Origin of the sequence: Bifidobacterium phasiani, from assembly GCF_019331775.1 — a bacterium.
GTDB lineage: Bacteria > Actinomycetota > Actinomycetes > Actinomycetales > Bifidobacteriaceae > Bifidobacterium > Bifidobacterium phasiani.
Map to the genome: position 1 here is coordinate 36,707 of NZ_JAHBBD010000001.1, position 12,721 is coordinate 49,427.

The following is a 12,721-nucleotide window of genomic DNA, read 5'->3' on the forward strand; positions in this document are numbered from 1 at the left end:
GTTTGAACGGAACACCGGGAGGCCTTGCGGCCACCCCGTGCTGAGCCGGCCTCTCCAACGCTTCATCGTGCCAAGCACGAGCGGTCAGGAACGAGTTCCTCGCCGCCGACCCGTTGATGGGCTAAGGCTCCAGACGGCGCCCGCCTGGCGGCAGACACCAAACGACCACTATACACACAGGGGCCGGACGTATGTCGGATCCGCGTGCGGTCCGCGCGCCGCAAGGCTACAGCTTCTCGATCGGCGCGACCGCGAGCATGAGCCGCTTGACGCCGTCGGAGCCGAAGTCGACGGTGATCACCGACTTGGGGCCCTTGTCCTGCAGGTCGACCACGGTGCCCAGGCCGAACTTGTCGTGCGTGATCCGGTCGCCGACGCTGAAGTCGGCGATGGACAGCCCGTTGCCCTTGAGCAGCGGGGAGGCCGAGGCCCCGGCCAGCTTCTTCGTGCCGGACGAGGGGGCGATGCGCCGCGTCGTCACCTTGCCGCTGCGCGAGGAGCCGCCGGAGGACGTGCCGTAGGCGCGCCCGCCGGCCGAACCGGAGCGCGAGCCGTACCGCGAGGTGCGCGACGAGGACGACGAGCCGTGGGACGAGCCCGAGCGCGAGCCGAACGTCGAGGTCCCGGAGCCGTACGTGGAACGCGAGCCGTACGACGAGCCGTAGGACGGGCGCGAACCGTACGACGACCCGGAGCCGCGGGAGGACGACCCGCCGTAGGTCACGCCGTCGAAATCGTCGTCCCAGCCGCCGAAATCGTCGTCCAGCCCGCCGTCCGACCAGCCCGCGCGCATGCGTTCGACGCCGGCCTCGCGGCGCTTCCAGTCGATCAGCCCGTCGGGGATCTCGTCCAGGAACTGGCTGGGCAGCATCTCCGCGGCCTGGCCCCACTGGGCCCGCACGGCTGCGCGCGTGACGTACAGGCGGCGCTTCGCGCGCGTGATGCCCACGTAGGCCAGCCGCCGCTCCTCGGCCAGCTCGTTGGTGTCCTCCAGCGAGCGCGAGTGCGGAAACGTGCCCTGCTCCAGGCCGGTCAGGAACACGACCGGGTATTCCAGGCCCTTGGCGGTGTGCAGGGTCATCAGCGTCACCGCGCCGCTGTCCTCGCCCTGCATCGGCAGCTGGTCGGAGTCGGCCACCAGCGCCGTGGTCTCCAGGAAGCCGGCGAGCGTGGCGTCCGGCGTCTTCTGCTCGTATTCGGCGGCGACCGACTGCAGCTGGGAGAGGTTCTCGACGCGCGAGGCGTCCTGCGGGTCGTCGGAGCGCTGCAGCTCCTCCAGCAGGCCGGACCTGGCCAGCACCTCGGCCACGATTTGCGAGGGCTTGGCGTCGTGCTCGGCGGCGAACGCCGCCAGCGAGGTCATCAGGTCGCGGAACGCCCGCAGCTGCGTGGCCGTGCGGGTCGGCGCGCCGAGGTCGTCGACGTGCAGCACGCCGTCGTAGAACGTGGCGGCGTGGGCGTCGGCGTACCCGGTGACCAGCGCCTCGGCGCGCGCGCCCAGACCGCGCTTGGGCACGTTGAGGATCCGCCGCATGTTCACGTCGTCGGCGGGGTTGACGATGGCCTGCAGGTAGGCGATGGCGTCCTTGACCTCGCGGCGCTCGTAGAAGCGGGTGCCGCCGATGAGCTGGTAGGGCAGGCCGGCGTTGATCAGCGCCTCCTCCAGGGAGCGCGACTGCGCGTTGGCGCGGTACATCACCGCCATGTCCGCGTAGGAGATGCCCTCCTCGGCGTGCAGCCGGGCGATCTCGCGGGCGATCCACGCGGCCTCCTGCTGCGCGTTGTCGGCCGCGTAGCCCACGATCGGCTCGCCCTTGCCCAGCGCGGTCCACAGCTTCTTGGGCTTGCGCCCCTCGTTGTGGGCGATCACGGCGTTGGCGGCGTCGAGGATGGTCTGGGTCGAGCGGTAGTTCTGCTCGAGCATGATCGTCCTCGCGTTCGGGAAGTCCTGCTCGAAGTCCTGGATGTTGCGGATGTCCGCGCCGCGGAACGCGTAGATGGACTGGTCGGAGTCGCCCACGACCGTGATCCACGCCGGCCCCTGCCGCCCGGCCGCCACGGCGCCCGGCTGCGGGGCCTCCCCCGCGTCGACGCCCGCCAGCTCGCGCACCAGCACGTACTGCGCGTGGTTGGTGTCCTGGTACTCGTCGACGAGGATGTAGCGGAACTTGCGGCGGTAGTATTCGGCGACGTCCGGGCAGGTGCGCAGCAGCTCGACGGTGCGCACGATCAGGTCGTCGAAGTCCACGGCGTTCGCCATCGCCAGGCGGTGCTGGTATTCGGCGTACACCACCGCGTACAGCTCCTCGACGTTGCCGAAGCGGCCGAGCTGGTAGCCCTTCTGCCCCGGCTTGTAGTCGGCGGCGTACGTCCTGAGCTGCTGGCGCCAGTCCTGCAGGTTGTTCTTGTAGTCGGAGATGCGGGCCAGGATCGCGCGCGGCGTGTAGCGCTTGAGGTCGATGTTCAGGTCGGCGCCGATGAGCTTGACCAGGCGCTCGCAGTCGGCCGTGTCGTAGATCGAGAAGCCCGAACCCAAGCCGATCCGCGCGCCGTCGCGCCGCAGGATGCGCACGCACGCCGAATGGAAGGTGGACACCCACATGCGCTCGGCCACCGGGCCGATCAGCCCGGCCAGGCGCTCGCGCATCTCGGCCGCCGCCTTGTTGGTGAACGTGATGGCCAGGATCTGGCTCGGCCATGCGCCGAAGCGCGTGAGGATCCAGGCGATGCGCCGGGTGAGCACGCGGGTCTTGCCGGAGCCCGCGCCCGCGCCGATGAGCAGCGCCTGCCCGCGGTACTGCACGGCTTCGGCCTGCTGGGGGTTGAGGTCGCCGATCAGCTCGTCGGCTCCCCTGGCGATGAAATCCGGGTCCTGTTCCACGTTGCGTCCCTTCCGTCGGCGTCTGGCCGTCGTCGTTGCCTGGATGCGGCCCGGCTGGATCGCCAGCCGCGGGCCGTGCGTCCGCCGCCGCTGGCGACGGTCGCGCATTCATGTCTACCACATGGGCGCGCCCGGCGTGGAGGGCGCGGCCGCGCGGGCCGGCGTGTCCCGGCCGTCACCGCGCGGCGGCCTGGTAGGAGATCCACGTGGCGATGGCCTCCTTCACGGTCTGCGCGTACAGCTCGGCCCCCTGTTCAGTGGGGTGGATGCCGTCGCTGGCCAGCCATTCGGTGTGCGCCGCGATGGCCGCGCCCCAGTCGGCGAGCGCCGCCGTGGCCGGGTGTCCCCGCACGTAGTCCGCGGCCGCCTGGTTGGCCACGGGGATCCACGAGCGGTCGCCGTAGCCGTTGACGATGACCAGCACATGGCCGTCGCCGGCCGCGGCGGCGATGCGTTCGAAGGACGCCTGGTCGGCGGCCGAGTTCGTGTTCAGCGAGACCACCACGTAGCGCCGCAGCTGCCCCTGCCCGGCCAGCGCGGCGACGATGTCGGGCGCCTCGCGCATGAACCGCGAGGTCTGCGCGTCGACGACCACGCCGGGCAGCGCCTGCTGCAGCGCGGGGGTCGCGCCGACCGTCACCGAGTCGCCGATGACGGTGACGTCCTCGCCGGTCAGCGTCCTGAGCGCCTCCTGCTTGGCCTCGGCGCGGGCGGCGGCCTCCTGCTCGGCGCGCTCCCTGGCCTCGGCCTGGGCCCGGGCGTCCTGCTCGCGGCGGTCGGCCTCGGCCTCCAGGGCCGCCTGGTTGTTCTCCAGCATGATCTGCGTGCGCGAGCGCCCGGGGGCGGCGCGCACGGCGCCGACGAAGCCGACGGCCAGCGCGATCGCCGCCAGCGCCGCGGCGAACGCGCGCAGTCGCGAGACGGCGCGGCCGCGGGCCGTCATGGGGCGCGCCGCGTCCCGGGAGGCGCCGCCCCGGCCCGTCCGCCGGTCCGACCACCGTGCGACCGGCCGCTCGACGATGCGCCACGACAGCGCCGCGGCGAGCGCGCTGAACGCCAGCGTCAGCGTCCAGATCAGCCACATGCCGCGGCCGCGCCAGCCGGGCAGGGCCAGCTGCACCAGCAAAAAGACCGGCCAGTGCCACAGGTACAGGCCGTAGGAGTGCCGTCCGAGCAGCGCCAGCGGCCGCCATTCCAACAGGCCGCACATCCAGGAGTCCTTCGTGATCGTGCCGGCGATCAGCACCAGCGTCAGGACGGCGGTCAGCGCCAGCCCGCCGCGGAACGCCGATTCGTCCTGGCCGACGCGCACGGCCATCGCCATCAGCATGACCAGCGCCGCCGTCGCCGCCCACGGCAGCGTGCGGCGGGCCAGCGCCACGGGCAGCGGCGACGGGCCGCCGGCGGCGCGCAGCGTCCATGCCAGCGCCAGTCCGAGCAGCATGCCGAAGCAGTGGGTGTCGGTGCCGAAGTACACGCGCGTCGGATCGTCCTGCGGGTCGTACAGCACGGCCATGAGCACCACCGACAGCACGGCCAGCGCGGCGGGGACCACGGGCCGCAGCCGCGGGGCGGCCAGGCGCCGGGTCAGCGCCACGACGGCCGGCAGCAGCACGACGACCTGCGCCATCAGCGAGACGAACCACAGGTGGCGCAGCAGCTGCGGCGAGGTCGTCGCGAAGTAGCTGCCGCCCGTGGCGATCTCGTACCAGTTGGTCGAGAAGGTCAGCGCGGCCGCGCTCTGCCCGCCGATGCCGACCAGCGCGTCAGTGTCGACCAGCGCGGCGGCGGGGACCACGCACAGCGTCATGGCCGCGAGCGCCGGCCACAGCCGCGCCAGGCGGCGCACGTAGAACCTCGGCAGCCAGGCCCGGCCGCCATGCGCGCTCGATTCCAGCAGGCCGGTGCCCAGCAGGAAGCCCGACACGGTGTAGAACACCTCGACGCCGATGAAGCCGCCGGGCAGCGTGCGCTGCGACAGGTGGTACCAGATCACGCCGATCAGCGCCAGCCCCTTGATGCCGTCCATGCCGGCGTAGCGAATCGTCCCGTTCATCTTGCCCCGTCACGTCCCTGGGCGCGCCGAGGTCGGCGCGTCTCGTCAGGCCACCATAGCATGCGCGCCGGCGGCCGTCGGCGCGCGGCGCTCCGTGGGTGTCGGACATGGCCGCAGCCCGGCCGGCCCGGCGGTCCGGGCGCGGGCCCCGCGCGCGCCGTCAAGCGAGACTCGTAAGCTGGGCACTTATACGCGCGCGGGCCCGCCGCGCACGCCACCGGCAGTCACCATGAAGGGAAGAGACAGATGAAGGAACTCGAGGAACGCATCCGCAGGGAGGGCACCGTCAAGCAGGGCAACGTGCTGAAGGTCGACGCATTCCTGAACCACCAGTGCGACGTGGCGCTCTACGACCGCATGGGCGCCGAGTGGGCCGGGCACTTCGCCGGCCGCACGATCACCAAGATCCTCACCATCGAGGCCTCCGGCATCGGCATCGCCTGCGTCGCGGCGCGCCACTTCGGCGACGTGCCGGTCGTGTTCGCCAAGAAGGCGCAGTCGATCAACCTGGACGGCGACCAGTACGTGTCCACCGTGTACTCGTTCACCAAGCAGCGCGAGTTCCCGGTCATCGTCTCGCGCAAGTACCTGGGCCCCGAGGACCATGTGCTGCTGATCGACGACTTCCTGGCCAACGGCAAGGCGCTGCGCGGCCTGATCGACATCTGCGAGCACGCCGGCGCCACGGTCGAGGGCATCGGCATCGCGGTCGAGAAGGGCTTCCAGGGCGGCGGCGACAAGCTGCGCGCCGAGGGGTACGACGTGGATTCGCTGGCCATCGTCGAGTCGATGGATCCCGAGACCGGCGAGATCGTGTTCCGCGGCTGAGCGCCCGCGCCGCGAAGGAGAAGGGTCATGGCACAGCAAGAGAAGAGGAATCATCCGTCCGGGATCTCGTTCGAGGCGCTGAGCAGCCTCGACGCCCCGGTGTCGTTCTGGAAGGGCATCCCGTTCGGCCTGCAGCACGTGATGGCGATGTTCGTGGCGAACCTCGCCCCGATCTTCATCGTCGCCTCGGCGGCGGGGCTGACCCAGCAGGAGTCGGCCACCGTGATCCAGGCGGGCCTGCTGACGGCCGGCCTGGGCACGTGCCTGCAGCTGTACGGCGTGTGGCTGATCGGCTCGCGCCTGCCGATGGTCACCGGCATCTCGTTCACCTATGTGGCCGCGGCGGTGGCGATCTGCGCGGACAAGGGCTACGGCGCCGTCGTGGGCGCCGTGCTCGTCGGCGGCGTGCTCGAGCTGGCGCTGGGCCTGACCGCCCGGTACTGGCGCCGTTTCGTGCCGCCGATCGTCTCGGCCGTCGTCGTCACCGCGATCGGCTTCTCGCTGCTGACCGTGGGCGCGGAGAGCTTCGGCGGCGGCTCGGGCGCCGAGGACTTCGGCAGCTGGCAGAACCTCACGCTCGGCCTGGTCTCGCTGGTCGCCTGCCTGGCGTTCCAGCTGCTGATGAAGGGCACGGCCAAGCAGCTGTCGGTGCTGTTCGGCCTGGTGGTCGGCTATCTGGTCGCCATCGTCATGGGCAAGGTCGACTTCTCCGGGTTCGCGCACCTGCAGGTCGTCTCGGTGCCGCGGATCATGCCGTTCGCCCCCGAGTTCGACCCCGGCGCGATCATCTCGCTGGGCCTGCTGTACGTGGTCTCCTCGGTGGAGGTGCTGGGCGACACCGCCGCGCTGACCAAGGTGGGGCTCAACCGACTGCCCACCGAGCGCGAGACCGCGGGCGCGATCGCCGGCGACGGCCTGATCTCCTCGGTCTCCGGCCTGTTCGGCTGCCTGCCGCTGACCAGCTTCGCGCAGAACATCGGACTGGTGGCGATGACCAAGGTCGTCAACCGCAAGGTGATCCTCTCGGGCGGTCTGATTCTGATCCTGGCGAGCTTCGTGCCGGCCATCGCCGAGGTGTTCAACTCGATGCCGCAGTCGGTGCTCGGCGGGTGCACAATCATGATGTTCGGCAACATCATCCTCTCCGGGTTCCAGATGATCGCCGAGGCCGGCTTCACACAGCGCAACATCACGATCGCCGCGCTGAGCCTGACCATCGGCATCGGCTTCACCCAGGTCGGCGACATCTTCGTGCACTTCCCCGCGCTGTTCCGGCAGATCTTCGCGTCGAACTGCATCGCCGTCGCCTTCGTGGTCGCGCTGGTGCTCAGCCTGGTGCTGCCGAGCGAGGAGCACTTCCTCAGCACCCCGGCCGCCGAGGCGGAATAGGCGCCGGGCGTCCGCATGACGCATGACGGGAGCCGCACGTCCCCGGGGCGTGCGGCTCCCGTCGTATCCGGGCATGGCGCCCGGCACGCCGCATCCGGCCGGTCACACGGCGGCGCGGCGGGCGCGGACGGCGCCGACGGCCAGGCCGATGCACACGAACGCCGCGGCGTAGAACGCGACCAGCCCGGTGGACGACGCCCAGGCGCCCAGGTCCGCGCCCGTCTCGGTGTACCCGGAGACGCCCAGCGCGGCGGCCAGCGCGTCGTTGTACCACCATGCCGGCAGCATGCGGCCCAGCGCGATCACCGCCTCCGGCATCATCGACGGCGAGAACCACACGCCGCCGGTGAACGTCGTCAGCAGCGAGAACACGTTGGCGAACCCGTTCGCCGCCTCCTCGGACAGGCCGCACTGCGCCAGCACGAACCCCAGCGCCGCGGCCATCGCCGCATAGCACAGCACCGTCGCCAGGCACCGCGCCATCTGCCCCGCCGTGGGCATCGCCCCGTCGCAGCCGGTCAGCACCGGCATCGCGACGCTCAGCGCCAGGTAGTACGCGGCCGCCGCGCACGCCGGCACCGCGCAGGCGGCCAGCAGCGCCGCGCCGCGCGCGAAGGGGCGCTGCGGGGAGGCCAGCGTGCGCCGGCGCGTCGTGGGCAGGCCGAACACGCCCATGATCATCGCGATGGTCACGGTCAGCGACGCCAGGATCGGGTACCCGCCGAACTGCAGCGACACCCCGAACACGTTCATGGCCAGGGCCGTGTCGCCGGACGAGGTGCGCACCAGCGCGACGCCGCCCTCGGTGTCCTCCCGCACGGCGAGCACCTGCGCGACCGCGCCGGCCAGGCCCGGGTCGTGCCCGTCGAGCGCCGCGGCCCGGTAGGCGCTGCGCAGCAAGGACAGGTAGCCGTCGACCTGCAGCGCCGCCATCGCGCCGACGCCCGAGGTGTAGCTGGTGACGGTCCGCACGGCGGGCGTCCGCCCGTCGCCGCGCACCGCGTCGGCGAAGCGCCGAGCGAACCCGTCGTCGATGATGACGATCAGGTCGGTGTAGTTCGTCGCCACGGCGTCCTGCAGGTCGCGTTCCGTGTCGTCCAGCGCGACTAGGTCGCAGGTCGGGACCAGGTAGTCGCGCATGCCTGAGGCCACGGAGCCGTCGTCGCCGTCCCGGTCGACGATCGCCACGGTGGCGCGCGAGGAGGCGTACGTCGTCTCGTCGCCGGCCTCCCGGCCGATGATCGCGGAGCCGACCATCGCCACCATGGCCATGCTCAGGCCGATCAGATAGATGAGCAGATAGGTCTTGTGGCGCCACATGACGCGCAGCGCGGTCTTACAGGTGCTCATAGCGTTGCCTCCTCAACAGCAGCGTCGCGCCGGCCAGGCATGCCGCGCCCATCGCGCACAGCACGCCGAGCGTCCGGATGAACGGCTGCGGGTCGTCGTAGTACAGCATGTCGTAGAACAGCTGCGTGATCTGGCGCGCCGGGTTGGCCAGCGCGGCCGCCGGCAGCTCGCGCTGCACCCAGTCGCCCAGCGCCATCGCCGGTTCGCCGTACAGTCCGGCGAACAGCGAGAGCAGGCAGGTGATGCCGGTGGCGACGCCGTATTTCGTGCCGGCCGGGATCCGCGGGATCGCGCCGATCAGCATACCGAACGCCGAGGCCATGAAGGTCGCCGCGGCCACCGCGGCGATCGCCATCGGCTCGCGGCCGCCCACGCCGACGCCGAACACGTACCGGACCGCCAGGAACGCGACCGCCATGCACGCGAACGACATCAGCCACGAGGCCAGGAACACGGCCATCAGCATCCGGTGCCGCGGCAGCGGCGCGACGTTGCGGCGGGCGCCCAGCGCGGAGAGGTTGGGCTGCGCGTCGGTGATCGCGCCGATGGCGATCGTCATGCACATCAGACAGGCCATCGCCAGCAGCGCGTAGTAGTACCGGGCGGTCCCGTCGGGCGCGAACCGGGTCAGCCGGGTCTCCTCGGTCAGCCCGTCGGCGGCGCCCAGGTCGCGCACGAACGCCTCGTCGAGCAGGGCCTGCGGGTGCTCGAGCGCGACCAGGTCGCCCAGCGCGGCCGTCTCGTTGTACCGCTCGACCGTGTGGCCGATCACGCTGACGGTCAACGCCACGGCGTTGTCCGAGCTGCCGTACACGGCGTCCGAGACGGCGAAGCGCAGCAGATGGTCGTCGTCCGCGTACAGGTATCCGATCGCCGTGCCGTCGGTCAGGGCGGCCAGGGCGGCGTCCAGGTCGTCGGCCCGGACCTCCTCGATCAGCGGACGGTCGCCCGCGCCGAGCGCCCCGGCCAGCGCCTCGGCGCCCGGGGTGTCCTCCCAGCCGGCGTCGCGCACGACGCCGACCGGCTGGGCCTGCAGCGTGTACGCCTCGGATATCGAGCCGAACATGACGGAGAACATCGTGGCGAGGATGAGCGGGAACGCCAGCGCCCAGAACAGCGGCGCGGGCTGGCGCAGCGTGGCGCGTATCTGCGTGGCGAATGTGGTGAGCATGGCTCCTCCCTTGCTGTCGTGGCGGCGCTCAGTCGCGCAGCGCGGTGCCCGTCATCTCGAGGAACACGTCGTTGAGGGTGGGCGGCCGGGACGTGACGTGGCCGATGTTCGCGCCGGAGGCCTCGAGGATGGCGAACACGTCCGCGATGTTGCGTTCGCCGCGCCGGCAGCGCACCTGCAGCTCGCGGCCGTCGTACCGGGCCTCGTCGACGGCCGGCAGCCCGCGGACGGCCTCGACGGCCGACTCGGGCAGGTCGAGGCTTTCGACGCTGATGCGCTCGCCGACGTCGATCATGGCCTTGAGCTCGTCGGCGGTGCCGAGCGCCAGATGCCGGCCGTGGTCCATGATCAGGATGCGGTCGCAGACCTGCTCGACCTCCTCCATGTAATGGCTGGTGTACACGACGGTGCCGCCCTCGTCGCGCAGGCTGCGGATGCCCTCGAGGATCGCGTTGCGGCTCTGCGGGTCGACGGCCACGGTGGGCTCGTCGAAGAAGACCAGTTCGGGCCGGTGGGCGATGCCGCAGGCGATGTTGAGCCGGCGCCGCAGGCCGCCGGAGAGCTTGCCCGGCCTGACGCGCCGGTACTCCCCCAGCCCGACGAACGCGACCGCGTCGTCGACCAGTTTCCGGCGCCGCCGCCGGTCGGCGACGTACAGCGAGCAGAAGTAGTCGATGTTCTGTTCGACCGTCAGCTCGTCGAACACCGCCACCTCCTGGGGCACGACGCCCAGGCGCCGTTTCAGGGCGTAGCTGGTCGGCCCGATCGGCTCGCCGAACACGTCGATCCGTCCCTCGTCGTAGGTCAGCAGCGCCAGGATGCAGTTGATCGCCGTGGTCTTGCCCGAGCCGTTCGGTCCCAGCAGGCCGAAGATCTCGCCGCGCCGCACGTCCAGGTCGAAGTAGTCGAGCGCCAGGGTCTCGCCGTAGCGTTTGACCAGACCGCGCACGCGGATCGCCGGATCCTGCCCGCGCGCGGCCTGGGACTGAAGTGTCGTGTCCATCGTCGTGTCCTTCCTTCGGGCGACCGGTGCCCCGATCGCATCGGATGGTGTCTCCATCCTGCCCGAATCCGCGGCGCCCCGGATGCTGAGCGCGGTCACGACTCGCCGGTCGGGGGGTGACTTTTGTCATCGCCGTCCACTCCGTCCGGCCCATGCGGTTATCGTGGTCGGTATGCGACGACTCGTGGACAAGACCGTGCTGGCCGGGCTGTGCCTGACGCTGGCCGTCATGGACCTGCATGCCGTCGCCGTGCCGTTCGTCGCCGCGATGCTCGCCGCCGTGTGCGGGACGACGCTGTTCGAGTGGCTGCGCGATCCGCATCGGCGCGCCGCGCTTGCGGCCGGCGGCCTGCTCGCCGCGTGCGTGGTGCCGCATCTGTGCTGGTTCCTGCCGTTGGGCGCCTATGACTCGATGCGTCTGGACCGGGACGGGGCGGCGCGCGACGGGTCCGGCGACCCGGCGCCCGCGCGGACGGGGCGGTCCGCATGGGCGGCCGCGCGGTGGCTCTGGCTGGCGCCCACGGCCGTGACGGCGGCGTGCGCGGCCGCGCGCCGCTCGCCGCTCGCGCCGTCGTTCCTCGTCGCGCTGGTGCTGCTCACCGTCGTCGCCGCGCTGTTCGGCATGTCCGTGCGCCGCGAGGACCGGCTCGCGCACGCGCTGCCGAGGATCGAGGACGTCGCGCGCGACGTGATGCGCCGGCAGCGCTCGCGCATCGCCGACGGCGAGGAGGAGCGCGCCGCCGCGGTGCGGATGGCCACGATGGCCGAGCGCACCCGCATCGCCCGCGAGATCCACGACAACGTCGGCCATCTGCTGACGCGCGCGATCATGCAGACCGAGGCGGCGCGCGTGGTCGCCGACGCGTCCGGGGACGAGGCCGGCGCCGCGCGTCTCGCCGGGATCGGCGCCACCGTGGACGAGGCGATGACGATGGTGCGCCGCTCGGTGCACGACCTGGAGGACGCCGGCACCGACGTCCACGCGCAGATCCGCGCGGCCGCCTCGTCGTTCGACGCGGCGACGGCGGGGTTCTCCGTGCGGCTGGACGATGCGATCGGCCAGGCGCCGGCGCCGGTGGCGCGATGCCTGGCCACGGTGATCCGCGAGGCGCTGTCCAACGTGGCCCACCACAGCACGGCCGACGAGGTGTCCGTCGTGCTGCACGACTTCCCGGCGTTCTGGCAGCTGGTCGTCCAGGACAACGGCGGCCCCGCCGCCGGCGCGCGGACCGGGGCGCCGCGGGGCATGGGGCTGGCCGACATCGACGCCCGCGTCCGCCCGCTGGGCGGCACGGCCACCTACGGGCCGTACGGCGCGGGCTGGAGGGTGTTCGCCTCGATACCGAAGGCGCCGTGGGCCGACACGGCACGGAAGGAGCAGGGATGAAGACCGCCATCGTCGACGACGACCCGATCGTGTGCGAGTCGCTGCGCACGATACTGACCGCCACCGGCGCGGCCGAGGTGCTATGGACCGCACCCGACGGCGAGCGGGCCGTCGAACGCTACCGTTCGGGCCCGCACGACCGGCCGGACGTGCTGCTGATCGACATCCAGATGCCCGGCATCGGCGGTCTGGAGGCCGCGCGGCGGATCCTGGCGTTCGACCGGTCGGCGCGCGTGCTGTTCCTGACCACCTTCTCGGACCGCGCCTACATCGACGAGGCGATCGCGCTGGGCGCGCGAGGCTATCTGATCAAGCAGGACGTCGCCTCGGTGGGCCCGGCGCTGCAGGCGGTGATGGCCGGGCAGGTGGTGCTGGGCGCCGAGGTGCTCGGCAAGCTCGCCGCCCCGGCGGAGGACGCCGAGAGCCGGGATACGGACCCGTCCGAGGCCGCCGACGCGTTCCCGGAGCTCAGCGACCGCGAGCTCGAGATCGCGGCCCTGGTGGCCGAAGGGTTCGACAACCGCGACATCGCGGCGCGGCTGTACCTGTCGCCGGGCACGGTGCGCAACCGCATCAGCGGCATCCTGGACAAGCTGGGCATGGCCAACCGCACCCAGCTCGCGATCGCCTGGATCCGACGGGACCGGCGCTGAGCG

9 protein-coding genes are annotated in these 12,721 nt (G+C 71.8%); 4 read left to right on the plus strand and 5 right to left on the minus strand.

What is annotated here, in order from left to right:
* Positions 1 to 226: 226 nt before the first annotated feature.
* A complete protein-coding gene (locus tag KIH73_RS00155; RefSeq protein ID WP_219079498.1) occupies positions 227 to 2,881 on the minus strand; it encodes an ATP-dependent helicase in 2,655 nt (884 codons plus the stop codon).
* A 175-nt stretch (positions 2,882 to 3,056) separates the two neighbouring features.
* The gene (locus KIH73_RS00160; RefSeq protein WP_219079499.1) at positions 3,057 to 4,937 is read right to left on the minus strand and encodes an acyltransferase family protein; all 1,881 of its coding nucleotides are present in this window, start codon (positions 4,935 to 4,937) and stop codon (positions 3,057 to 3,059) included.
* Positions 4,938 to 5,183: 246 nt separating this feature from the next.
* Between KIH73_RS00160 and KIH73_RS00165 the strand changes: the two genes are divergently transcribed.
* Positions 5,184 to 5,765, plus strand: a complete 582-nt coding sequence (locus tag KIH73_RS00165; protein ID WP_219079500.1) for a xanthine phosphoribosyltransferase — start codon at positions 5,184 to 5,186, stop codon at positions 5,763 to 5,765.
* 27 nt (positions 5,766 to 5,792) lie between these two features.
* Positions 5,793 to 7,154 carry a nucleobase:cation symporter-2 family protein gene (locus KIH73_RS00170; protein WP_219079501.1) on the plus strand — a complete coding sequence of 454 codons (1,362 nt, stop codon included), beginning with the start codon at positions 5,793 to 5,795 and terminating at the stop codon, positions 7,152 to 7,154.
* Positions 7,155 to 7,256: 102 nt separating this feature from the next.
* Here the strand turns inward: KIH73_RS00170 and KIH73_RS00175 are convergent, their stop codons facing one another.
* Genes KIH73_RS00175 through KIH73_RS00185 form a run of 3 tightly spaced genes read right to left on the minus strand, consistent with a single transcriptional unit; the run spans position 7,257 to position 10,678 of the window.
* On the minus strand, positions 7,257 to 8,504 hold the full coding sequence (locus tag KIH73_RS00175) for an ABC transporter permease (RefSeq protein ID WP_219079502.1): 1,248 nt from the start codon (positions 8,502 to 8,504) through the stop codon (positions 7,257 to 7,259).
* Positions 8,491 to 9,675 (minus strand): ABC transporter permease, encoded by a 1,185-nt coding sequence (locus KIH73_RS00180; protein WP_219079503.1) that lies wholly within the window; start codon positions 9,673 to 9,675, stop codon positions 8,491 to 8,493. Before KIH73_RS00180 ends, KIH73_RS00175 begins: the two co-directional genes overlap by 14 nt.
* A gap of 28 nt (positions 9,676 to 9,703) precedes the next feature.
* On the minus strand, positions 9,704 to 10,678 hold the full coding sequence (locus KIH73_RS00185) for an ABC transporter ATP-binding protein (RefSeq protein ID WP_219079504.1): 975 nt from the start codon (positions 10,676 to 10,678) through the stop codon (positions 9,704 to 9,706).
* A 172-nt stretch (positions 10,679 to 10,850) separates the two neighbouring features.
* Here KIH73_RS00185 and KIH73_RS00190 point away from each other — a divergent pair, with 172 nt between their 5' ends.
* Positions 10,851 to 12,065, plus strand: coding sequence for a sensor histidine kinase (locus KIH73_RS00190; RefSeq protein WP_219079505.1), 1,215 nt, complete (start codon positions 10,851 to 10,853; stop codon positions 12,063 to 12,065).
* Positions 12,062 to 12,718 carry a response regulator gene (locus KIH73_RS00195; protein WP_219079506.1) on the plus strand — a complete coding sequence of 219 codons (657 nt, stop codon included), beginning with the start codon at positions 12,062 to 12,064 and terminating at the stop codon, positions 12,716 to 12,718. Before KIH73_RS00190 ends, KIH73_RS00195 begins: the two co-directional genes overlap by 4 nt.
* The last annotated feature ends 3 nt before the right edge of the window (positions 12,719 to 12,721 follow it).